Below are 24,420 nucleotides of genomic sequence, written 5' to 3'. Positions count from 1 at the left end.
ATCGTTCTTATACGTAATTGGCGCGTTACCTTGCCAATTACGTATTGTCCATGTGTCGACTCTGGCTTATTGTTGGGATTGCCCTTCAATAAGCCATTTTTAATTACAAGCCGTATTTATTCGCGTAACCGGTAATGTTCTCGTATGCCGTTTTTGCAAACGTAAGCGGATGTGCTTTCGCTGGATCTTGTTCCGCTTCTACCAATAGCCAACCTTCGTAATTACGCGCTTTAAGTGCGGCAAACACATCGTCGTAATTCACATCACCCGTACCTGGAACCGTGAATACCCCATCAAGCACGGCGTTTAAGAATGATTTATCAGCATCACGAGCTGCGTTCATCACTTCAATACGAAGGTCTTTAAAATGCATATGACCGATACGGTGGCCCCAACGCTCAATAACATTCACAGGGTTCCCCCCCCCGTAAGTGATGTGACCGGTATCTAGTGTCAGATAAACAGAGTCACCGGTCGCTTCCATCAAACGATTGATATCTTCTTCCGTTTCAACAATCGTTCCCACGTGATGATGGAATGAAAGCTTGATGTCATGCTTGTTCAACAGGTAATCAGCAACAGTAGTTAGTTTTTCAGCGTAAGTTTTCCACTCTTCTTCAGTCAAAATCACACGAGATGACAACGGCTTACTGATGTCGCCATGCACAGTATTGCTGACCTCACCGTAAACCATCGCCTTACAACCAGCGGCTTTGAGCAGTAAGATATGACCTTGCATTTCCGCAATTTCTTCTTCTGCAGTTAATGTCATCAAATTTCCGCTGAACCAACCAGATGCCAATACTAGGTTGTGATTTTTCAACAATGGAATAAGAGTTTCTGGATCTCTCGGGTATTTAGTGCCTAGCTCGGTACCAGTAAAGCCAGACTCAGACATTTCGCTCAAACACGTCTCTAACGGGATCTCACCACCCAGTTCTGGCATGTCATCATTTGTCCAAGTTAAAGGGCTAATTCCGTATTGAACTTTGCTCATGGTCGTACTCCAAAATTTTTATATTTARTTTTACTTAGGCCAGTAAAATTTCAATTAGATAGGTTCATTGCATCTGATCGATATTTTGGCCAAACAGGTTTGCTTCACTGAGATTCAATATAATCCAAACCGAACCAAATGAAAAATATTTTTCATTTGGCAAATTTGTTTTTAATTTTTAAAATTATATGGAAAAATCGAGTGTTTACGGGGGTTTCGAGAAAATAATGACACAGATCACAATCAATTTAATGCAATTAAAAACAATGACTTAACAAAATTAATGCATTTGAAAAATATTTCCCACACCTTGATCAGATTAACATTATTGACCAAAGAGGCATTAATTTAATAGCCCTAGTCATTCTGAGCTATTATGATTCTCAACATCGCTAAAATGAAAAATATTTATCAAATCTATTTATTATTATTACTAAATTCATTGGCGAGCTATTAATTCGATACTCTAACCCTACATTCATTGGGTATCGAATCATCGCCCAGCACGACCTTATTTGATGGTTAAGAGAGTGTTTGGACAATACAAAGGAGTATGTAATGTCACCTAATAATGGGACACAGTCTCACAAACATAATATCGCTTACATAGTTAGAATTTGTTGTATCGCTGCACTTGGGGGAATCTTGCTCGGTTATGATACCGCGGTAATATCAGGGGCAATTGGACCAATCAGAGAGCATTTTGGTTTAACGCCCGCTCAAACTGGCTGGGCAGTATCCAGTGTAGTGTTGGGAAGTATTATAGGTGCTGTATCTGCAGGAACTGTTGCCCTAAAATATGGTCGTCGAAGTGCACTCTTCTTATCTGCTGTGTTGTTTATCATATCCGCCATCGGTTCCGCTATCGCACCTACATTTACCATCTATGTGTTACTCAGAATCGTCGGTGGTGTGGCAGTTGGTATCGCTTGTGTAGTTTCCCCAATGTACATGTCAGAGGTTGCCCCAAAAGATTTTCGCGGTCGAGCGGTCAGTATGTTCCAGCAATCCGCTGTTATAGGTCAAACTGGCGTGTTCTACGTTAACTATCTAATTGCGAAAGGGATGTCCGAAGCTTGGTTAGTTGATGTGGGATGGCGCTGGATGTTGGCTTCTGAAGTATTGCCAGCGACATTATTCGGTTGCCTATTAATCATGATTCCTGAATCCCCACGTTGGTTAGTACTCAAGGGGCAAATAGGTAAAGCAAAAGAGACACTCTCTCGAATTTCCAACCCAGAACATGCAGACAGAGTGATCCTAGAGATACAAAAATCTTTAGTTCCAGCGAACGCATCCAAAAACAGCAAAATCAGCTTACGTTCCCCTCTTCTTTTTTCAATCCTTGTCATTGGTACATTTGTCGCGGCAGCACAGCAACTTACTGGTATCAACGTCATCATGTATTACACCCCAGAAATCTTAAAGCCTATAGCTGGTGGAACTGAGAACGCGTTGTTCCAAACGACATTTGTAGGTGTGGTGTTCATTCTTGGTAACGGATTAGGTATGTACTTAATCGACAAAGTTGGTCGCCTGCCGCTCATGAAATACGGAACTCTGGGTTGTGCACTTGGAATGACTATTGTTGGATATGTGCTCTATACCGGAACGGAAGGTTATGCAGCATTGTTTGCGCTGTGTTTGTATGTTGTCGCTTACGCTACATCTTGGGGTTGTGCATGCTGGACCATGATTTCTGAAATATTCCCGAATAGCATTCGTTCAAGAGCAATGGCAATCGCCGTTGGAGCACAATGGTTTACTGGTTTCATTGTGACCCAAAGCTTCCCAATGCTTAACGAAAACCCATACCTGAAAGAGAACTTTAATGGCGCCTTTGCTTTCTGGGTATTCGCGGCACTATCACTGATTTGTATGGTGGTCGTTGTGAAATATGTTCCTGAAACAAAAGGGGTCAGCCTTGAAGATATGGAAAAAGTCATGGCTAAAAAACTGGGTAAAAAAGCGCCAGTCAAAACGACTAAAGCAACGGTTTAAATCACATAAGTAACGCAATAACAGGCTATTTCAATACATAGCCTGTTTTCTTTTTTATTAATCACAAAGGTGGGTAGATGTTAGATAAAATGGCGTTCTTCATTTATGTCGTACGCACCGGTTCGATCTCAGCAGCCGCTCGAAAACTTAATATCTCAGTTTCTGCTGGCAGCCGATGGTTACAAGAGCTGGAGCAAAAATTTGGTATGCCCCTCTATCGACGTAACAACCGTCTTTTGAAGCCGACCCCTGCGGGTCAAAAGCTATTCAATGATTTCTCGCTTATCGTTGATCGCTCGGAAGCAGTCGTACGGAGCATGCAAGATTATCAGCAGCACGATAAAGGCCATATCGATATTATCTGTACACCGGTGTTTGCAAACCACTTCCTTATGAAAAAAATAGGCCAATACTTAACGACCAACCCAAATGTCACGTTTAATCTCAACATCACTCCTTGGGCACTCGATCATGCTGCGGACAGCGATATTACGATCAGCGCGAATGCGACTTATCAAGGGTACCGAGAGCGAGACCTACACCTAGTACGCCGTGAAGTTATGCAAAGCCCATTTGTAGTCGTAGCCTCACCTGAATATCTAACAAGACATACAACGCCGGCCGCCCCTAGTGAGTTAACAAACCACCAGTGTCTATTTGCCACTACCCTGACTGGTAGTAATGACTGGGTATTTCACCAAAATAATGAATGCCAAATAATAAAGGTACCTAAGTCACTAGAGGTCAATGATAGCGACTTGCTGCTACAGGCAACATTAAATGGCGCAGGCATTGCCTACTTACCTTTATTTTTAGTCGACGATTACATTAAACAAGGTGAAATTGTCGCGATTCTAAATGACTTTGATACTAGTATTTGGAGCTTGAATATTTATTATCACCCACCAACTAACGCCTCTGCCGTCGCCATTCATTTTAAAGACTACCTTTTAGCCTAAAGAGGCACATATTCCGTGTATAAGTTTTTAAAGGTTAAATCCCTTAAATAAATCACTCTCTTTAATCCAATTAAACACCTCATTTGCATATATGCAAAGAGGCTTTGATTTTATGTCTATATCTTAATTATCAACTAATTAATACAATATCTCTTAATCTATGAAATATAAAAGCAACGATAGAATAATGGGGTAAATATTGCCACTATATTTCCGAATTTAATACAACCTTTAACTAAGATCGGAGGCTAAAAATGCCTGTAACTAATATAACTGAACTAGATGCTCTGGTAGCACGCGTTAAAGCAGCACAAGAAGAATTTGCAACATTCTCTCAAGAGAAAGTAGACGCAATCTTCCGTGCAGCTTCTCTTGCTGCTAACCACGCTCGTATCCCACTTGCACAACAAGCAGTTGCTGAATCTGGAATGGGTATTGTTGAAGATAAGGTTATCAAAAAACCACTTTGCATCTGAATTTATCTACAACAAATACAAAGACGAAAAAACATGTGGCATCTTAGAAGAAGATGACAGCCTAGGCACAATGACTATCGCTGAGCCTGTAGGTATCATCTGTGGTATCGTTCCAACAACGAACCCAACTTCTACAGCAATCTTCAAATCTCTAATTTCTCTTAAGACACGTAACGGCATCATCTTCTCGCCACACCCACGTGCAAAGAACTCTACTAACGACGCTGCTAAACTTGTTTTAGATGCGGCTGTTAAAGCGGGCGCACCAAAAGACATCATCGGTTGGATCGACCAACCATCTGTAGAGCTTTCTAACGCGCTTATGAAGCACGACGGTATCGCGCTTATCCTAGCTACTGGTGGTCCAGGCATGGTTAAAGCAGCATACTCTTCTGGTAAACCTGCTATCGGTGTTGGTGCTGGTAACGTTCCTGTTGTTATCGATGAAACAGCTGACATCAAACGTGCTGTAGCATCTATTCTTATGTCTAAAACATTCGATAACGGCGTAGTATGTGCTTCTGAGCAAGCTGCAATCGTAGTTGATGAAGTATACGACGAAGTTAAAGAGCGTTTCGCTTCTCACAAAGCTCACGTACTATCTAAAGCAGACGCTGATAAAGTACGTAAAGTACTGCTTATCGACGGCGCGCTAAACGCGAAAATCGTAGGTCAACCTGCTCCAGCAATCGCTGAAATGGCGGGTGTTAAAGTTCCTGCGGATACAAAAGTTCTTGTAGGTGAAGGCCTTGGTAAAGTTTCTTACGATGACGAATTCGCTCACGAGAAACTGTCTCCAACTCTAGGTCTATTCCGCGCAGACGATTTCGAAGACGCTGTTGCTCAAGCGGTAACGATGGTTGAAATCGGCGGTATCGGTCACACGTCTGGTCTTTACACTAACCAAGACGTAAACGCAGATCGTATTCGTTACTTCGGTGACAAGATGAAGACGGCTCGTATCCTAATCAACATCCCTACTACTCACGGTGGTATCGGTGACCTGTACAACTTCAACGTTGCACCTTCTCTAACTCTTGGTTGTGGTTCATGGGGTGGTAACTCTATCTCTGAGAACGTAGGTCCTAAGCACCTTATCAACAAGAAAACTGTAGCGAAGCGAGCTGAAAACATGTTGTGGCACAAACTACCTAAGTCTATCTACTTCCGTCGTGGTAGCCTTCCAATCGCTCTTGGCGACCTAGAAGGTAAGAAACGCGCATTCCTAGTAACTGACCGTTTCCTATTCAACAACGGTTACGCAGATGACGTAGTTAGCCTGCTTAAAGCACAAGGCATCGAAGTTCAAACTTTCTTCGACGTAGAAGCGGATCCAACGCTATCTGTTGTTGAGAAAGGCGCTGAAGCAATGAAGAGCTTCCAACCTGACGTAATCCTTGCTCTAGGTGGCGGTTCTCCAATGGATGCTGCTAAGATCATGTGGGTTATGTACGAGCACCCAGAAACTCACTTCGAAGAACTAGCAATGCGCTTTATGGACATCCGTAAACGTATCTACAAGTTCCCTAAAATGGGTCAAAAAGCTGAGCTTGTATGTATCACTACAACTTCAGGTACGGGTTCAGAGGTTACTCCATTCGCTGTTGTTACAGACGACAAGACGGGTGCTAAATACCCACTAGCTGATTACGAAATCACGCCAAACATGGCTATCGTTGATGCGAACCTAGTTATGAACATGCCTAAGTCTCTAACAGCGTTCGGTGGTTACGATGCAGTAACTCACGCTCTTGAAGCTTACGTATCTGTTCTAGCGAACGAGTACTCAGACGGTCAAGCTCTTCAAGCACTTAAGATGCTTAAAGAATACCTACCATCAAGCTACAAAAATGGTGCGGCTGACCCAATCGCTCGTGAGAAAGTACACAACGCAGCAACTATCGCTGGTGTAGCATTTGCGAACGCATTCCTAGGTGTGTGTCACTCAATGGCTCACAAAATTGGTGCTGAGTTCCACCTACCACACGGTCTTGCTAACGCACTACTTATCTCAAACGTTGTACGTTACAACGCGAACGATAACCCAACTAAGCAGACTGCATTCTCTCAGTACGACCGTCCACAAGCACGTCGTCGTTACGCTGAAGTTACTGACCACCTAGGCCTAAGCCAAGCTGGTGACCGTACTGCTCAGAAGATTGAACGTCTACTGACTTGGTTAGAAGAGCTAAAAGTTGAACTAGACATCCCACTATCTATTCAAGCTGCGGGTGTTAACGAGTCTGACTTCGTTGCGAAACTAGATGAGCTAGCGGTTGAAGCGTTTGATGACCAGTGTACAGGTGCGAACCCACGTTACCCTCTAATTACTGAGCTACGTGATGTTCTAAGTGCTTCCTTCTACGGTTCAAAATACTTAGAAACGCCTTTAGAAATGAACGTAGATAAAAAAGGTATTGTTAAAAAAACCAAGCCTGAAAACAAAGAACTTGTTCAAGTTTAATACAACGTAGCATCATAAACTCTATGCCCATAGATTATTGGTTTTTCTATGGGCTTTAACTTAGTAGTATCAGTTCATATCATGATGGATTGTAGTAGATCATTTAATTCTGCCCCCTCTTTAGAGACTTTTGTTATTAGCTATCGTAAGGCAAGCCCACATTAACAGAATGTGAATGAGTAAAAATACTAACAAGAAAAGGGGCATAAATCATTTAGAGTAAAGAATCAATAAATTGTGATCACAAGCGATTCTGTCCTACCCTCTCTCATTCTAACGCCATCAGCTTTCCTCCTTAAAACTAACAACCCATATGCTCTCATTAGGAGCTCGTCTCCTCCTTCTACTTGCCTACCATAGCCCTTCACCCTAAGCCAAAAAGTTTTCAGGCATATGTCATCAATGTGAATACCTACCATTGATTCCGACAGGAGCCCGAAATGAATCCCAAAACTTCCGATTACCAAAAGCAGCAACGCTATCAGGAAAATGAAATCCTAGAGCATGCGGCAGAGATACTGGCAACACGCTACGTGCGTGGTGATGCCCTAACCAATCCTGATGCCACCAAAGAGTATGTGCGCTGTAAATTAGGTAGCCATGAGCGTGAAGTATTTGCCTTATTGCTACTGGATAACCAAAACCGACTGATTGAATTTAAAGAGCTGTTTCAAGGAACAGTCGATGCGGCCAGCGTCTACCCACGTGAAGTGGTGAAAGCTGTGTTAGAAGTAAATGCCTCAGCGGTGGTATTTGCCCATAACCATCCATCTGGAGACTCTACGCCTTCCCAAGCGGACAGACGGATCACCGAAAGACTTAAAGATGCGCTCGCGCTGGTGGACGTACGAGTTCTCGACCATATCGTGACAGGCGATACCTGCACCTCGTTTGCCGAAAGGGGGTGGTTATGATTGAGCAACATTACGGTAAGCTTTCTATTGATGATGCTTTACATACGTCACTGGAAGCACTTCTTAATCGGTACTCTCTCTCAGAGAATGCTGAACGCCTCGTACTGAACTGTCGCCAAATGAGTTACTACGGACATCGACAAGGTTTACATCCGATAGAGGTACAGTTTAAGCGAGAGTCAACCTCAAGCCCTTGGCTAGTGGTGTTCTTTGCCAGCTTCTCTTATACCGATGACAACAGCACAACCGTCGAACCAGAGTTGTACTTTCATCTGGCTAATCGCTGGTGCTATCAACCCGATGTGGGGAGCACTGATTTATCCCACCCTGAGGTACAAGAGCTGCTCTCGGTCTGGATGAAAGCCTTTGCCCGTCACCTATCTCACAATGTCTTTGATGACGTGCAACTGACGATGGTCGGTACGTTCCACTAAATCCTAATCTCTCATTTCTTATTTGAATCCTGAAACAAGGAGGACTCACTATGTCCAAATTAACCTTCACAGCATCATCACTACCTGTGTCCAAGAAACTGCATAAGCTGTTAAGTGAGCAACTCACCGCTCACTTGCTGAGTAATGAAACATTGACCACCAGCCGTTATCTGGTGTTTAACTTTCGCGATAAAACATACAACGCGGATGAAGGCGGCTTCCATCCGGTTGAGATTGCGATTTGCCAAACCTCGACAGGAGAATGGAGCATTGAGTACATCACCGACTTTGCTTATATGGGTAACTACTATCCAGAGCTAGAGCGCAACTTGGACTTTGATTTTCGGGTTGGACAGTTCTTTGTGGCCTATCGTGGTTGGCTACCAATGCAAGGTAGCCGTGATGCGAAAGAGCTGTATCAGCTATGGGAGAATAACTTTCTTGCCTATGTCGATACGGACGCCTACAACGAGATAGCCGTTACCCCGCAATAACTCATGACTTCCCTTCTTCTACAAACCATCAAACTTGTCACTGCCCTCATTACGCTGTTCTCCCTTTCCCCGTTCTTCGGCGCTATTGGAGCCCTATCCACTTTAGGGTTTATGGTGGTGCTGTTGATTGGGTTATTGGCAGCGATTGCCGAGCTCAGTGATAAGCATAAGCCTCGTTAATGTTAATCGGCTCACGCTTTGGTGATGCCGATTGATGCTGTTTTCACCGTTGGACATTATGTGTCTGACCCACCTCTATTCTCCCGACATTAAATGTCCGACTCCGGTGTGGAGCTTTGATGTATTGAGAGCGTAGTCATGAGCAATAAAACCAGCATTGAAGGGTTATCCGCTTTGCTGCACACGCTGATGCTTATTCCTCAACATCGATGGATTACCGTTAGAGAGTTGCAGCAGCAGTTAGCCCTACTCGATATCCACCGCACCACGCGCAGCATTAAGCGCTACCTCGATGAAGTCATTGTGGACGTGTTTAACGTAGAGTGTGATTCGATGAGCATGCCCCATGTTTATCGTAAAACCTCAGAGCAATTACTGAAGCTCAACAAGCAGGAAATGCTCTATTGGCAATTGACCAACAAGTACTTACTGCCGCTGGTTCCTGATGCACTGCATTATGGGCAAGGGTGCTCCTCGGAGAGAGATAAACCCTTACCACACAAGGGTTCAGCACATTCAAAAGAGCAAGCATGGTTGGAAAAAGTACATGTTGATTTGCCCACTATTCGCGAGTGGAGTGACGAGCAACGGCAAGTATTGAATGCGGTACACACGGCATTACTGCACAACCGTATGCTCAAGATATCGAGCCAAATATTGCAGCAAGAGAAGGCGCTCATTGAGCCACTGGGACTCTCGGTTCAGTGTGACGCGCTCTTGCTGCTCTTTCGATAATCCGGTCAACACACGATACGCACCCTAGCCTTGCCTTTGATTGATGAGGCCAGTGTATCGACGTTTTCTTTTACCTATCCAACTGATTTCAATCTTGAGCGGTTCATACGTGAACACGATGGAATCAGTGCGCCTGAATTTCACTCACCGATAAGGAGAGCACCGTTATGACATTAACCAACACCCTACTCCGATACACCTCTATGACCATCCTGTTTATCGGGCTCACCGCGTGTGGTGACCAAGAAGAGACCCAAGCAGCAACGGCAGATATTGAAGTGTCGATATCCACCAATTCTCACTGGGGAACATTGGTTTTTGACCTGCAAGCTATCGCCGACAACACCGTAATTAGCAATGTGGTGATTAACCGTGGCAACTGCCGATTACCCGCAGGAACAGCCTCAGAGCTATCAAGAAACGTCTCATTGCAGTTCGGCCAAACCTACACCGGATACAGCAAAAACTGCACCGTAGACAGCGTGAAAGAAATCGAAGTCACCTCCAGCGCTGGCACCTTTGTCTACACCTTCTAACTTTCAATTCCCAAATAACACACTCAACCAACTCGTAAGGATAAACTATGAACAAGTCATCTCTACTTATCACCACAGCGTTAGTTTTCTCAACATCTTCAGCATTCGCTGGTGGAACACTGGGCGGCAACCCATCCGCAGATTCAGGAGCCGTCAACACAAGTGTTGGCAAATGCACTCAATACAAAATGGATGTGAAAGCGGCGCAGCAGAAAGGTAAGGACGTAGCGAGCATCACCGTTCCTGAAGGCTGTGAAGCCATCAAAGAAAAGAATACCATAAGCAACGATGAAAAATGACAATGGGGAGCAATGACGCTCCCCATTCTTTTTTTTTGCTTCTGTACCTAAGCTTCCCAGCTAAAACACCTTAGGGCATTTCCGTACCAGTGACCTTTCTAAATTAGCAATTCATGAATAACTACATATATGGAAAGTTGTTAACTTGGTATCTAGTCTTGATAGTGTAGATTACCTAAAAAAAGGACCAGCATTTTCTAACTAAATAACTTTTAATTATCTAGTAGAGCTTATATATGGTAGATAAAATAGAACAGCATCAACGAAAACGCCAGCTCCCTGAACCGTAACTAAGCACTTTCGCTGGTCTAAGGAGAGATAATCAAGTCCTACTTTATCGCCAGAAACTAATGGTTTAATTAGGTGAATTTGCTGTTCAACCAGTTTAAAACTTCTAACAAGCGAGCATCTTCCAAGTGAAGTAGAGTATCACCAATATACCATTCAATAAGTGATTGATTTGGGTTGCTAGTAGTTTGAGGGGTACCTAACCAAATTTTTTTATCTATAGCAAGTTTGTTACGTAACTGAACAGATGTTTCATAATCAAACGGTAAGATAAGATGCAGCATATTTGCTTGTGGCTGCACCGGATTTAAACTGAATTTTGGATATTTATTAATTAATTGATACAAGTGTTTCGTACGTTCAAACAATTCAGGCATCTGAGCCAAACGTTGGGTAAATTGCATTGCAGCAGATACGATATAAGGTGTTTTATGATAAACATTCCCACCTTGTCGTTTCATCCATTTTTTTGCTAATTCAATAAAAGCTTTATCTCCGAGTAAGATCGCACCTCCCAGCCCACCTAATCCCTTGTAAAGAGAAACATAAGTTGTATCAAATCCAGCCGTTATCTCATGGTACTCTTTTTGATAGAACGCAGCAGTCTCCCAAAGTCTTGCTCCATCCATATGTAAATGTATGTTATTTTGGCTACAATATGATTTTATGCTTTCGAGTTCTGACCAACTTAATAATTGTCCACCAATTTCACGCATAGGAATTTCGTATAACACAGCAGCTAAATCATCGGGGCTTGAGACTAGGTCTTCAACAGTCCAAGGTTGGTATCGATTGCCTATTGTAGATATACTAAAACGTTGTTGAATCTGATAGTTTTGGTTTTCGTGACGAATAATATGACTTGTTTCATGCATGCCAACTAGGGGGTTACGTTTTTTTCTACAAACCAGATCTAACACGGTAACTTGAGTAAGAGTCCCCGTCATTACAAATAAACCAGCCTCATACCCCAATAGTTCAGCAATTTTTTTTTCGAAGTTATGGATCAACTCTCCTTCACCATAAATATCGTGCTGAATATCATTTTCTTCACACCATATGGACATTTTTGAAAACAATTCAGCTGGTGTTGGCTTGTGATGGCCTGAAAGAATTAGGTTACATTGTGAACGTAAATTATCGGTCATTGGGTGAACGCTTCTTTTTATTTAATAGTAAAGGTTTATTTATGGATAATTATTATAACATGTAAATATTTATTAATTATCGTATTCCATAAGTTCTATTGGCATTCCATTTTCAACTATAAAAGCAACTGTTAATCCTAATGAAGGACTATTTGGTTTGATGATTACTTCCTTCCCTAGCAAGGCCGACTGTAAATCTTCAACTTCAAAAGCTAAATGAATATTCTCTTTTACAATATCAGGGTACGGAGCATCATCGTAAAATCTCATGTATTGGATATTATATTCATTAGATTTATGATCTGAAACGACCATCTTTAAATGAGGCAAATCAATTTCACCATCAAAACGACTATTCGTCGGAATACCTAAGTGACTATATTTCATAACTCTAACTAATTGTTAATGTGAGACATATTTTCAATTACTCGACTTGGTTTTTTCATACCAATAAGTGAGCTGGATATTTTTTCATTTTCAATTAAGAAGTTAATCATGTCATATATCGAGTACTGATCTTTACTTTTCACCTGATTTAGTGACATGTTAGTTATAATATTAATCCCATGGCAATAAGCTGAATCGATTGTACTAAGCGCTACATTGTTATACATTTGATTTTTCAATTCACCTGCGTTCCTTAGTGCCTTATTATAAGGTAGTTGAATGTATTTAAAATGATGCCCCTCTCCACCTGCTTTTTTTGCCAATTCAACAATTATCTCTAAATCCAAATAAAACATATTGTCTCGGTCATGCAAAAATGCGTTATAAGTTGATAAGCCATAATATTTTAGCTTGCCCATTTTTACCATGCTTTCTAAAAAAGAAAATGATTCAAATATCTGAATGTAAATTTCATCTTTACTTAAGTATTCAGCCGATTTTTCTGGATTGTGAAGGTAATATATATCTAGATAATCCAAATCAAGATTGTTAAGGGAATAATTAAACATATATTCAATATAATTATTATCAATGCTATGATAGTGATTGAAAATGTTTTTTATAACATCCTGATTAACATTAATTACTGGAAGTATATTGTTTTTTATAAAATTTGTTTTTTGTAATTCTATTGACTCCCTTGGTTCCTGATTGATCCAATTGCAAGGAACAAAACCGCCTTTAGTTGCTATGACCAACTGCTCTCGAGTCGCGCCCCCTCCATCGATGATTTTTTTTATTGCTTCACCAACGTTTTTTTCTGATAGCATACCTCTATAGTTAATTGCTGTGTCTATGACGTTACAACCAAGTAAAGCCGCTTTAACAATAGACTCTATATAACCTCGACTATCTGACTCACTATCGCTCCCTAAGTAGGTACCTATACCAATCTTGCTGATCGGCATTTCTGAATCTATAAAACGAACTGATTTTTTTTGCAAATAACTTAGTTTATCTATCATTTGGGATTCTCATTTATATTTACATTTATATACTACTGAAAGTGGTTATAATTAAGCCAATGTTTATTAATTATACTAGGTATAAGTATGGATTATCGGTTGCGATACCTTCACGGGTTAAGGCACTTTGAAGCAGCGGCACGGTTAAATAGTTATACAAGAGCGTCAGAAGAACTGTTTGTAAGCCAAGCAGCAGTTAGCCAACAAATTCGAAAGCTTGAAGAACAACTGGCATGTGAACTTTTTGTTCGTGAAGGACGAGAAATGACGCTGACTCCCAAAGGAAAAGCGTTATACCAAGATGTATCTCGTGCTTTTAGCCTCATTATAAATAGTCTAAACAAGATGGAGTCAGAACCAATTGAGGGAGTATTGGTTGTAGGTAGCCCGCCTTCATTTGCTTCACGTTGGCTCTTACCCAGGTTGTGGGAATTCTCACTAAAACATCCTGAAATTCCAATTAGAGTATTAGCTAAAAGTGAGGTTCCTAATTTAAAGCTTGGGGAAGTTGATGTTGCAATAGTGCAAGGTGAAAACCCTTTTGTAGAAGAAGGACTATCCCATGAGGTACTTATAAACGAACCGATTTATCCTTATTGTTCTCCTCAGTTTGCAGAGTCCATGAAACTCAATAAACCTGAAGATTTATTAAACTGTTGGCTCATTTATTTTGAAAGCGGTTGTTACCCTTGGGAGTGGTGGTTCAAACGTGCTAACGTTCCAACTATGGGTAATTCGATTCAATGGATAGCGGTAGGGACATTTGATATGGCAATCAACACTGTAGTTTCCGGACATGGCGTTTGCTTAGCGACCGATATTTTAGTCGGCGACCTAATTGAAAGAGGGCTTCTTATTAAACTGTTCGACATTGGGTTGACACCCGGTGTACAAATTAATCTATGTTTAGATCCGAGCTCTCCAAGAAGAGAGCGTATTCAAGCATTTAATAAATGGATCAATAAAGCTCTATTGCAATACCAACCAAAAGATTAGAGAACCACGTTTAATGAGTGATTGGTAGTATTGCTTCCATTTAGTTTTTACAGCTAGGCTTAGACATAAGTCTACGAAAGACAGTGGGCGTGTTGCTCAGATCATAGGTTTAGATTTAGTTCCAGTGAGTTACGTAACATATATGGACGCACCGAATTGAACAATACGGTCGCTCACATATATCCGACGTATTTCCAGGTCATCTGTTTAACCTGCGGCATGATGCATTCAGCTCCTTGTCACCTATTCAAAGCCTCGGTTTCAATAAATCTGTTGCATAGTCAGAGTCAGAGTCAGAGTGTAATAAGGATGGTTCACCGTTATTAGTCGACTATTGCAAACTCAGTTGCTCATTCAACAATTACCTTTCCAGGTACATAAACTCGGAAGCACGATTAACGTCGTACTCGTAATCATTGTTTAAAGCTACGATAGCTTTAACCTCACCTCGTCGCTCAATTAAGCCTCTCAACCTAGCCCTATGGGAGCCATGCTTGAAGCTCTATATCGCAGAGTAACATGAATGAGTAATGTTCTTAAATCTCTGTTCCATTCTTTAATAAGGCGCCAAGACTATTTCCCAATTGTACTATTCTGCTTAAGCGCTAGCCGCACCACGCCAAAAACCACTTACCATTCTAGAACTGTTCACCAGACCAACTTCACTAGCACTCGCAGCAGTTAAGAGCGATCCAAAACCAGAGATACAAAATGGATGAGGAAGCGGCACAGAATGAAGGTAAGGATGCGTCATCTATCACTGTTCCTCAAGGCAGTGAAGCAATCAAAGAAAAGTAACGCCACCAGCCAAGACTAAAACTGACAATGGGGAGCCATCACGCTCCCCATTCTTTTTTTTTGCTTCTGTACCTAAGCTTCCCAGCTAAAACACTTTGGACGGAGGTATACTAGTGCATTTTCTAGAATTAAAACCTAATTCAGTGGTGATAAATGGTTAGGCCGGACTTTTATACTAGGTTTCTCATTCAATGAAGTTTATGTTGCTATCTGAGATTGGTGGTAATCAGGTCAGCGACAGCAAGATAAGCAACTGCATGCCTAACTGTTCCACTACATCTCGAAATCGATAACTCACTGCGAATACATTATTGAAGTAGAAAAAGTGATATTGGAAAATGCTGTTTCATTACGTCGGCTTACTGTCGTCAGTCAAGCTACAGTTTGTCACCGAGTGATTTCAAGATAATGATTGCTTATATATCAGAGTTTAAAGACTACTTTTAGCTTAGCATTCATCAATTTGCCTTATTCAGCACAAACGCAATAATACCGTTCACTTGAGAGGGACGGCATTATTCTTTCTTGGATATCTACTTTGCTTTTTCTTCTCTACTCGATTAAAAAGCATGTCACATACTTATCCGAAAAGTACGACGGATAGTAGTAAAACTACGCTAGTTCGAAGACCTGACTTTATCACAAGTTTCAACTCCACCGCATGAGCTTCTCACCACCAGTTTTGGTGGGAATACTACGCTTTTATATGGCTGCTTATCACCTTCCATTCGAGAAAGAATGAGCTCTCCTGCGGCTCGGCCTATTTCTCTCGCGGAAACAGAAATAGAAGTCAGTGCTGGGTTAGTGTCCGCAGATTCCGCTACATCATCAAAGCCGACAACCGCGATATCTTGACCTACGGTTTTCCCAAGATCTTTAATCGCTCGCATCACACCAAAAGCAACGATATCTTGGTAGCCAATAATTGCGGTAATTTCAGGGTGCTGATCCAATAGCTCTCTTGTCACCTTAGCTCCCTCAGAGCGGCTTGCTGAACAGCTTCGAATATACCGTTCATTTAATGGAATTCCATGCTCCATCAGCTTTGACATATAGCCACCAAGACGATGGGAACGCGTTTTCGAGATCTCCAACCCACCCACGAAAGCAATATGTTTATGACCTTTTTTAATAAGGTGTTCCGTCGCCAATTGTAAGCCCATAAAGTTATTGGTGCCGACGAAATCAAATTGATCTTCACCAATAGGCCGAACAGCCAACACAATCGGAAACCCCCGGCTTTGCACTGTTTCTAAAAAGTCCAGATTGGTTTCCATCGCTGGGCACATTACTACTCCACCAGCATTTTGGCTCAGCAACGAATCGATGAACTTGCTTTGTCGCTCAACGCTCTCTTCAGCATTGGCAAGAAAAAGTAACGAATCTTGCTCTTCTAGGTAGTGACTCAGCCCTGCGATCATTTCAGAAAAGAATGGATTGGTGATGTCAGGAGTCACGAGTCCGACCAAATTACTGCGCTTATGACGTAAGTTAGCCGCTGCCTGATTGTAAACATAACCAAGCACTTTAACCGCCTCTAACACCCGCTCACGCGTGGTTGCCGAGATTCGCCCTTTATTCGTCAATACCATAGATACAGTAGCGGTGGAAACACCGCAATACTTAGCAACATCCGCAATGGTTGCTTTCGCCATGTTGAGCTCCAGTAAATGAAATCAGCACCAGTTATAGCGACTTTCGCATCTGATTAAAACAAGGTTAATCGATTAACCCAAATGCTAGGCTTTTATCGCTATGATTATGTGATTAACTACAAAGTTAGCCTTCAAAATAAGGGTTAACAAACGCTAAATGCACGGTTAAACACATTAACCAATTTGTCAGTTGATTAACTGAGTGATTAGACTGTAGTCAAATAGTTAACTCAAGGTGATGTATGAAGTACCTATCTGGTCAATCCAATTATGACAAGTTTCCAAATGTAGAAGTGAAGGGCTTTGACCACTCTGCCGTTCGCGGTTGGGACAGTATCGTTGACACAATTGAACAACGCCTTCAGGACCAAGATAAACATATTTTGGTGATCGATACCTATCATGGTGTCAATCACAATGAAATCCTCGACCAGCTTGTTGCTCCGCTCTCCCCCACTTTAGTGGTGTCAATGGACGACGCAAAATATTCCGAAGAATATATCTTCGCTATGTTAGAACGTAACATTACCGATGACCGAGTATTTGGCGTCATTGCACCACACAAGTTGGACGAGTTCTTTAATAGCGAGAAGCTACAAGCTCTGAGACAAACCGTTCGCGATGCTGATTCTGGTTTGATCGTTGTTATTGGTCATGGAGCTAGATTGATCGCTGACGGCGATACCTTCGTTTACGCTGACTTAGCTCGTTGGGAAATCCAACAACGCTTCCGTCGCGGTGAACTTGGTAACTGGGGCGCGGAAAACTATAACGAAGACGTACTGCGTAAGTACAAACGTTCATTCTTTATTGAATGGCGTGTCTTCGACCGCTATAAGTCCAAGTTACTGGCTGAAATCGACTTTCTGTTAGACACCAATACTACTTTTGACCCTAAGATGGTCTCTGGCGAAGCATTTAATGCAGGTTTGAAACAAGCTACTGCTCAACCATTTAGACTTGTTCCATTCTTTGACCCGGGTGTTTGGGGTGGTCAATGGATGAAAGAAGTCTGTGACCTCGATCGAGATAAGTCAAATTACGCATGGTGTTTTGACTGCGTTCCAGAAGAGAACAGCTTACTGCTTAAATATGGTGGCATCATTGTCGAGATCCCATCTCAAGATTTGGTGTTAACACAGCCACGCGCTCTATTGGGCGACAGTGTCCATGCCCGTTTTGGGGCCGAGTTTCCGATTAGATTCGACTTCCTTGATACCATGCAAGGTCAACATCTGAGTTTGCAAGTACACCCTCTGACGGAATACATTCAGAATGAATTTGGTATGCACTATACCCAAGACGAAAGCTACTACATGTTAGATGCTGGTGAAAAAGCCAGTGTGTATCTTGGTACTAAGTCTGGCATCAACCCAGATGAAATGATGGATGATTTATATGCGGCGCAACGCGGAGAAAAGTCGTTCGATGATGAACGCTTTATCAACCAATTCCCAGCGAAAAAGCATGACCATTTCTTAATTCCCGCTGGCACAATTCACTGCTCAGGCTCCGATTCTATGGTGCTTGAAATCAGTGCAACTCCTTACATTTTCACTTTCAAATTGTGGGATTGGAATCGTCTGGGACTTGATGGTCTACCAAGGCCCGTTCATTTAGACCACGGTAAAGAAGTCATTCAATGGGAACGCGACACAGAATGGTGTCAGGAACATTTGGTAAACGCCGTCACACCAGTCACAGAAGGCGAAGGCTGGAGAGAAGAGAAAACAGGTTTGCATGAACGCGAGTTTATCGAAACACGCCGCCACTGGTTCAGCAAACCAGTCCTTCATAAAACAGAGGGAACCGTTAATGTTCTGAACTTAGTGGAAGGCAAAGAGGCAATTATCTTGAGTCCGAACAATAAATTTGAGCCATTTGTTGTTCATTATGCCGAAACCTTCATCATCCCAGCTCACGTAGACGCTTATGTCATCCAACCATATGGCGAAAGCGAAGGAAAAGAAATTGCCACTATTAAAGCGTTCGTAAGAGGTTAACCATGCTCCATTTTATCGTAGCCAGTCACGGTCCATTAGCCACTGCACTTATCAGCAGTGCCAACATGGTATTTGGCGAACTGAGTAACACGACTGCGATCTGTCTCACTGAAGAGGGAGGCATAGAGCAATTTAAACAAAATTTCCACAATGAAATCAACGCAATAGCACCGAATGTCGATGGCATTGTTGTGCTATGTGATTTGGAGTGCGGCACACCTTACAACGTTGCCTGCACTTACGCATTCAACCCAGATTTCAATCCGAAGGTTGAAGTCGTAACAGGAGTGAATTTCCCAACACTTTTAATGACGGCAGACTTTGTTGAAGAGATCGACGCTTCGTCCGTTGCAACTACCTTGCAGCAAGAAGCACTAAAAACAGTTGTCGTTGCCAAGCCAGTAGAGCTGACACAAGAAGACGACTTTTAAGGAGAAACACTATGGCTATTTCATTTGTGCGTATCGACGACCGCGTTATCCACGGGCAATTAATGACTCGTTGGGCTAAAGAGCTCCCTTGTGATGGCATCATAGCAATTGATGATGCAGTAGCAGCCGACCCTTTGTTATCACAAGTTATGAAAGGCGCCGTAACGGATGTTAAAGTTTGGCTATTTGATACGGTGACCGCCGTCAGCAAGCTACCGAAGGTGATCGCCAGCGACAAAAAGTATTTCGTCATCGCGAAATCTCCGGTCACGCTGCGCCGCATTTGTGAAGCAGGTATTAGCCTTGAAAACCTCAATAACAAAATTAACGTTGGCCCAATGAGCGCTCGAGAAGGCACAACAACTATTGGCGGCAACCAATGCGTCAACCAAGAAGAAATTTCTGCATTTAACTACCTCTATGATGACGGTCACCACATCGACTTCAGATTGGTACCTGATGCCAGTTCCTACACCTGGCAAGATGCACTGCAAAAACTGAAATAACAACAAAACAACCTCCTCTTTTGACACGACTTTAAGTGGGCAAAAGTGGGGTAAATAATACGTGATCTAAAGGATGATATTATGTTTATAGAAGCAGTATTTATCGGGATACTCTGCTATCTCGGCGCCCTTTCCACCCCCTGGTTACTTGGATTAACTGGTGGTTGGTACACCATAACTCGACCACTCGTCTCCGGTATGTTGGTTGGTATCATCTTAGGTGATATTCAAACTGGCATCATGGTAGGTGTGGCTGTACAAGCTGTTTACATAGCAATGGTAACACCTGGTGGTTCTATGCCAGCCGACCTTAACTTCGTCGCTTATCCTGCTGTTGCGCTTGGCGTCATGTCTGGACAAGGCGTGGAAGTAGCCGTTGCTATCGCCGCGACTATCGGTATCGCAGGCACCATCATCTTCAACTTTATGATGGTCATTAACTCCTACTGGAACCACAAAGCAGATTTAGCAATAGAAGCCGGCGACGAGAAAGGTGTGTACATGAACTCCGCCATTTATCCGCAGGTCACCAACTTCTTGATGCGCTTTATTCCGACCTTTATTGCGGTTTACTTTGGTAACCAATACATCGAAGGGTTTATGGCAAGCCTTCCTGCTATGGTGATTGACACAATGACGGTTCTAGGTGGCATTTTACCTGCTGTCGGTATCGCTATCCTTTTAAAGCAGATCATCAAAGAATCAACGATGCTGATTTATTTCTTAGTCGGTTTCGTTGGCATCGTATTCCTAAAGCTCAACATGGTGGGTTTGGTAATGATTGGCGCACTGTTTGCCCTACTTCATTACAACTATAAACCAGAACCACAAACGGCTAACACAGCACCAGTTCAACAAGCTGCTGATGACGAGGATGAATTCTAATGGCTGAACAAGACAACAAAATTGGTACTGAGATCGAACCAAAAGTCACTCTCGATAAAAAAGATCTGATGAAGTGCTGGCGTGCATGGATGATGTACAACCTATCATCGATGAGTTTTGAACGCTTGGAGTCGTTTGGCTTCTGTCTAAGCATGATGCCTGCTTTGAAAAAGCTCTACCCTAAACAAGCAGACCGGAAAGAAGCGATGAAGCGTCATGCGTCGTTCTACAATACTGAGCCACAGTTGGGCGCTATCATCAATGGTATGGCTGTGGGTATGGAAGAAAAGAAAGCCAACGGCGAACCAATTGATGGTGAGACAATCAACACACTCAAAGTGGGCTTGATGGGGCCAGTCGCTGGTATTGGGGATTCAATGATTCCGGGTATGTTAGTACCCATCTTACTCAGTATCGGTATGGCGTTGGCGGCAGGCGGTAGCATTTTAGGCCCTATCTTCTATATTGTGGCATTTAATGCGATTGCCATCATTGGTTCATACCAGCTTTTTATGAAAGGCTACAAGATGGGCGCAGGCTCAGTTGAGATGCTTGTTAGTCACCGTTCAACCAAGATTCGTGAAGCGTTGTCGTTACTGGGTGTGTTTGTCATGGGTGGTGTTGCTGCCAGTTACGTCAACCTAGGCACAGGGCTTGAGTTTGTAACCAAAGACGGCGTCGACATCAACGTACAAATGATGCTCGATGGGATTTTCCCTAAATTGCTACCATTGGTTGTAGTGTTAGGTACTTGGTTTGCGATGGCGAAAAAAGGTCTTAGCCCAGTAAAAGCGATGCTTTCGCTTGTAGTTATTTCTTTCATCGGTGTCGCTATCGGTCTCTTTTAATTTGTCAATATTTAGGGCACTCAACGAGTGCCCTACTCTTTGGAGTAAACCATGGACTCCCTAACCTTACAAATCGCTCGTTGCCAACATTGGCTCACTCAGTATGCCCTGCCTCGATGGCAAAAAGCACAATCCAATCAAAACGGAATTTTCGCCGAAGGCTTATTCTCCGACGGACAAGCGTTTAGTGACGATTTAATTAGATTTCGCGTGCAGCCGCGACAGGTTTACGTCTTTGCGCACGCAACTGAACTCGGCCTAATCGACGGCCGCGATCAAGTTTGTGCTGCCATTGAAAAAGGGTTTGCACACTTTGGCTCACCAACATCCGGTTATCGTTTCGCACTCTGCAAAGGCAATAATAAGAGTGATGCGATTAACCTATACGAGCAAGCTTTCGCGCTTCTTGGGTTTGCTTGGCATTACAAACTGGATTTTAATAACAATTCTCTTGCCTCAATGGAGGCCATTTACGAACATATCTCTACACATCTATGGGATACAGAATACGACGGTTTTTTCCTGACTGAAGGCAACGCCGTACACAAAGGGCAAAACCCGCACATGCACTTATTCGAAGCATTGATGGTCAGCTACGAACATACTGACAATCCCGTCTGGTTGGATCGAGCAACGCAAATCTATCAGTTGTTTCAAACTCATTTCCTACAAAGTGATCATTTAGCAGAGCTCTTTCAGGCCGATTTCTCTCTTGATTCGGAAACAGGAAACCACATTGATCCTGGTCATCATTATGAGTGGATATGGTTACTCAGCCATTACCAAAAGCTCACAGGGGTTAACGTAGACAAGACGATTGACGTTTTATACCGGTTTGCACAGCAATATGGGCATAACGACAACGGTCTTGTTAGAGACGAAATATACGCCAACGGAACGCCACTGCGTTCAACGTCACACCTTTGGTGTCAAACCGAATACTTAAAAGCCTGTATTGCACTTTGGGAGCGTAACCCCACAGACACCCACCGAGCCGCGATCACTCAAGCAGTGGAACACATCTTCGTTCACTACTTAAATCCAGCACCACCTGGTTTATGGGTCGACCAAGTGAATGACACTGGAGAGCCGTTAAATGAACACTCTCCGGCAAGCAGTTTTTATCATCTATTTTTAGCGTTTTCTGAAGTAATCAGAATAGCCAATAAGGATTAACATGCATTTATCTATTCCCACTAGCATCAATTACTTAACTGGTCATATTGATGCAAAGAACGTTGTTAGTAAAAAAACCACGCTTGGTGCGCTTGAAGGCGTATTTGCCGACGAAACCCAACGCGCAAAAGGTGCACAGGATCAAGTCATTTACCAAGTGGAGATGCTGCCTGCTCAGCAAGCGGAGGGAGAGTTAAACTTTGGTGTTTCGCATATCGAACCGGGCTCAATAGGCGGTGAATTCTACATGACTAGAGGCCACATTCATCAACGCAAAGAACAAGCAGAGTTCTATTTTGGCTCGCAAGGCGAGGGTTTGTTACTTATGCAAACAGAGCAAGGAGATGTGTCTATTGAGAAAGTCTTCCCGGGCAGCGTACATCATATCCCAGGGTTTGTCGCTCACCGATTGATAAATACGGGCAATACTCGATTGTCTGCGCTCGCTGTCTGGCCAGCCGTTGCAGGGCATAACTATGATTTTCTAAATGAGATAGGATTTAAAGTTCGTATATTTAAATCATCGACGTCCTATAGCATTGTTTCTACGAATGAAATTGAGTAGCCTGAGCTCAGGATAAGAATAGCAGGGAACTAAGAGCAAGTTCTACAATCGAATCTTTCGACTAAGAAAGAACAACCGTTGCCCAATTTTAGTTGACCAACGGGCAACTTTGATCAAAGACATGTTAGTAGGCAGAACACCTGCCAGCTCTCCGTCCCCACATCGCATCCACCTTCAGATATATGTTATCTACAAAAACGGTTCTGTCGCAAATTTTGATAAAGACGTAGCAGAGCCATTCTCTAGACGCAATTATTCTGCTAGAGCGTAAAATTGCTCAAAGGCAGTGTCACCTTCAAGGTCTATTTGGTCACGTTTTAACATCGTCCACAACTCTCGACCTTGAAGACTCGCTGTCGCTCCTTCCAATGACTTCCATCCGAGTGCTTGACGGGTTTTCTGCTTCACCCAGCGATGACTTTGCTCCACGATATTGTTCAGATATTTGATATCCAATATCTCAATCAGTGACAACATAAAGAAGCCCGTTAACCAGAGTTGAACATTCATTGCATCAATAGCAGCGTAGTTGCTTTTACTGCCATCAATGACCACTTTATCGGGAAGGCCATGTTGAGCTATCGCCTTATTTAGAAAGGCTTTCGCGGCAGCCTCATCGCGATTGGAGCTGAGATAATAATCAATGACGTTTCCAAACTTATCGACCGCTCGATAGTAGTAAAGCCATTCTCCTTTCATTTTGACGTAGGTCTCATCCATGCGCCACGAAGTAGAGACAGGCTTTTTCTTTGCTCTCGCTTTATGCTCTAAGACAGGTGCAAATTTGATAACCCAACGATTAATCGTTGCATGATCCACATTCACACCACGCTCCCTCTGGATTTCTTCAATCTCGCGATAGCTGAGCTTGTAAGCGAGGTAATAACGGACGGTTTCGAGAATAACTTCAGAGGGAAAGTGGTAGCCTTTAAACATTATAATTTAGGGTGTTGAGTCGAAAATGGGCAAATATTAACCTACAAAACCAGACTTTGCGGCAAAACCACTTGAGGCAAATGGTAATAAGCACGATGTAAAAACCATTGCCGCGAGCATGAAGCGCCAGAGCTTAGTCGCGAAGGCCGCCCGTAAGTTCAAATGTACGACAGACAGTAAGCATAGGCTTCCTGTAGCCCCGAACTTGCTTGAGCAAGATTTCAATGCGACAGCACCGAACCAAAAATGGGCAGGAGATATTACCTATCTAGCGACAAGCGAAG

The 24,420-nt window shown here is 42.8% G+C and carries 22 protein-coding genes and 3 pseudogenes; 19 read left to right on the top strand and 6 right to left on the bottom strand.

What is annotated here, in order from left to right; translation table 11 throughout:
* Positions 1–103 precede the first annotated feature (103 nt).
* Positions 104–997 (bottom strand): myo-inosose-2 dehydratase, encoded by an 894-nt coding sequence (iolE, locus tag L4B77_RS11250; RefSeq protein WP_017111570.1) that lies wholly within the window; start codon positions 995–997, stop codon positions 104–106.
* 558 nt (positions 998–1,555) lie between these two features.
* On the opposite strand from iolE, the gene L4B77_RS11245 reads away from it, so the two are divergent.
* From L4B77_RS11245 to L4B77_RS11200, 10 genes and pseudogenes are all read left to right on the top strand, one after another.
* Positions 1,556–2,998, top strand: a complete 1,443-nt coding sequence (locus tag L4B77_RS11245; protein ID WP_429750481.1) for a sugar porter family MFS transporter — start codon at positions 1,556–1,558, stop codon at positions 2,996–2,998.
* A 77-nt stretch (positions 2,999–3,075) separates the two neighbouring features.
* The gene (locus tag L4B77_RS11240; RefSeq protein ID WP_429750479.1) at positions 3,076–3,957 is read left to right on the top strand and encodes a LysR family transcriptional regulator; all 882 of its coding nucleotides are present in this window, start codon (positions 3,076–3,078) and stop codon (positions 3,955–3,957) included.
* Positions 3,958–4,211: 254 nt separating this feature from the next.
* Positions 4,212–6,897: pseudogene (gene adhE / locus L4B77_RS11235) on the top strand (bifunctional acetaldehyde-CoA/alcohol dehydrogenase).
* Positions 6,898–7,337: 440 nt separating this feature from the next.
* Positions 7,338–7,811 carry a RadC family protein gene (radC, locus tag L4B77_RS11230; protein ID WP_429750477.1) on the top strand — a complete coding sequence of 158 codons (474 nt, stop codon included), beginning with the start codon at positions 7,338–7,340 and terminating at the stop codon, positions 7,809–7,811.
* Positions 7,808–8,245, top strand: coding sequence for a DUF2787 domain-containing protein (locus L4B77_RS11225; protein WP_429750475.1), 438 nt, complete (start codon positions 7,808–7,810; stop codon positions 8,243–8,245). The genes radC and L4B77_RS11225 overlap by 4 nt, the downstream gene beginning before the upstream one ends.
* Positions 8,246–8,295: 50 nt before the next feature.
* Positions 8,296–8,739: a DUF2787 domain-containing protein gene (locus tag L4B77_RS11220; protein ID WP_429750473.1), complete on the top strand. Its 444-nt coding sequence runs from the start codon at positions 8,296–8,298 to the stop codon at positions 8,737–8,739.
* Between the two features lie 3 nt (positions 8,740–8,742).
* Complete coding sequence (locus L4B77_RS11215; protein WP_140247782.1) at positions 8,743–8,919, top strand: hypothetical protein; 177 nt, start codon at positions 8,743–8,745, stop codon at positions 8,917–8,919.
* A 138-nt stretch (positions 8,920–9,057) separates the two neighbouring features.
* Positions 9,058–9,825 (top strand): annotated as a pseudogene (locus L4B77_RS11210) (transcriptional regulator).
* Entirely contained in the window at positions 9,822–10,190 is a 369-nt protein-coding gene (locus L4B77_RS11205; protein WP_429750471.1) for a hypothetical protein, read from the top strand. Before L4B77_RS11210 ends, L4B77_RS11205 begins: the two are co-directional and overlap by 4 nt.
* 47 nt (positions 10,191–10,237) lie before the next feature.
* Positions 10,238–10,489, top strand: coding sequence for a hypothetical protein (locus L4B77_RS11200; RefSeq protein WP_429750470.1), 252 nt, complete (start codon positions 10,238–10,240; stop codon positions 10,487–10,489).
* A 359-nt stretch (positions 10,490–10,848) separates the two neighbouring features.
* Here the strand turns inward: L4B77_RS11200 and L4B77_RS11195 are convergent, their stop codons facing one another.
* From L4B77_RS11195 to L4B77_RS11185, 3 genes are all read right to left on the bottom strand, one after another.
* Positions 10,849–11,925 (bottom strand): threonine aldolase family protein, encoded by a 1,077-nt coding sequence (locus L4B77_RS11195; RefSeq protein ID WP_429750468.1) that lies wholly within the window; start codon positions 11,923–11,925, stop codon positions 10,849–10,851.
* Between the two features lie 72 nt (positions 11,926–11,997).
* Complete coding sequence (locus tag L4B77_RS11190; RefSeq protein WP_176311957.1) at positions 11,998–12,312, bottom strand: hypothetical protein; 315 nt, start codon at positions 12,310–12,312, stop codon at positions 11,998–12,000.
* Positions 12,313–12,320: 8 nt separating this feature from the next.
* The gene (locus tag L4B77_RS11185) at positions 12,321–13,337 is read right to left on the bottom strand and encodes an aldo/keto reductase (protein ID WP_429750465.1); all 1,017 of its coding nucleotides are present in this window, start codon (positions 13,335–13,337) and stop codon (positions 12,321–12,323) included.
* An 87-nt stretch (positions 13,338–13,424) separates the two neighbouring features.
* On the opposite strand from L4B77_RS11185, the gene L4B77_RS11180 reads away from it, so the two are divergent.
* Positions 13,425–14,333 (top strand): LysR substrate-binding domain-containing protein, encoded by a 909-nt coding sequence (locus tag L4B77_RS11180; protein ID WP_171981755.1) that lies wholly within the window; start codon positions 13,425–13,427, stop codon positions 14,331–14,333.
* Positions 14,334–15,748: 1,415 nt separating this feature from the next.
* Here the strand turns inward: L4B77_RS11180 and L4B77_RS11175 are convergent.
* A complete protein-coding gene (locus tag L4B77_RS11175; protein ID WP_429750463.1) occupies positions 15,749–16,786 on the bottom strand; it encodes a LacI family DNA-binding transcriptional regulator in 1,038 nt (345 codons plus the stop codon).
* Positions 16,787–17,028: 242 nt separating this feature from the next.
* On the opposite strand from L4B77_RS11175, the gene L4B77_RS11170 reads away from it, so the two are divergent.
* From L4B77_RS11170 to L4B77_RS11140, 7 genes are all read left to right on the top strand, one after another.
* Positions 17,029–18,789 (top strand): class I mannose-6-phosphate isomerase, encoded by a 1,761-nt coding sequence (locus tag L4B77_RS11170; protein ID WP_429750461.1) that lies wholly within the window; start codon positions 17,029–17,031, stop codon positions 18,787–18,789.
* A 2-nt stretch (positions 18,790–18,791) separates the two neighbouring features.
* On the top strand, positions 18,792–19,220 hold the full coding sequence (locus L4B77_RS11165) for a PTS sugar transporter subunit IIA (RefSeq protein WP_429750459.1): 429 nt from the start codon (positions 18,792–18,794) through the stop codon (positions 19,218–19,220).
* Positions 19,221–19,231: 11 nt separating this feature from the next.
* Entirely contained in the window at positions 19,232–19,726 is a 495-nt protein-coding gene (locus L4B77_RS11160; RefSeq protein ID WP_176311953.1) for a PTS sugar transporter subunit IIB, read from the top strand.
* A gap of 81 nt (positions 19,727–19,807) precedes the next feature.
* On the top strand, positions 19,808–20,611 hold the full coding sequence (locus tag L4B77_RS11155; protein WP_261914992.1) for a PTS mannose/fructose/sorbose/N-acetylgalactosamine transporter subunit IIC: 804 nt from the start codon (positions 19,808–19,810) through the stop codon (positions 20,609–20,611).
* Entirely contained in the window at positions 20,611–21,459 is an 849-nt protein-coding gene (locus tag L4B77_RS11150; RefSeq protein ID WP_217901800.1) for a PTS system mannose/fructose/sorbose family transporter subunit IID, read from the top strand. Before L4B77_RS11155 ends, L4B77_RS11150 begins: the two co-directional genes overlap by 1 nt.
* Positions 21,460–21,510: 51 nt before the next feature.
* Complete coding sequence (locus tag L4B77_RS11145) at positions 21,511–22,635, top strand: AGE family epimerase/isomerase (RefSeq protein WP_429750456.1); 1,125 nt, start codon at positions 21,511–21,513, stop codon at positions 22,633–22,635.
* Between the two features lies 1 nt (position 22,636).
* The gene (locus L4B77_RS11140; RefSeq protein WP_429750454.1) at positions 22,637–23,200 is read left to right on the top strand and encodes a glucose-6-phosphate isomerase family protein; all 564 of its coding nucleotides are present in this window, start codon (positions 22,637–22,639) and stop codon (positions 23,198–23,200) included.
* Between the two features lie 252 nt (positions 23,201–23,452).
* Here L4B77_RS11140 and L4B77_RS11135 read toward each other — a convergent pair whose 3' ends face one another.
* The gene (locus L4B77_RS11135) at positions 23,453–24,136 is read right to left on the bottom strand and encodes an IS6 family transposase (RefSeq protein WP_429750452.1); all 684 of its coding nucleotides are present in this window, start codon (positions 24,134–24,136) and stop codon (positions 23,453–23,455) included.
* Positions 24,137–24,218: 82 nt separating this feature from the next.
* Between L4B77_RS11135 and L4B77_RS11130 the strand changes: the two are divergent.
* A pseudogene (locus tag L4B77_RS11130) lies at positions 24,219–24,420 on the top strand (IS3 family transposase); the annotation flags it as partial.

Origin of the sequence: Vibrio minamisatsumaniensis, from assembly GCF_050337445.1 — a bacterium.
Lineage (GTDB): Bacteria > Pseudomonadota > Gammaproteobacteria > Enterobacterales > Vibrionaceae > Vibrio > Vibrio artabrorum.
Note: the sequence above shows the minus strand (reverse complement) of the source record. Positions and strands in the feature narration are given on the sequence as shown.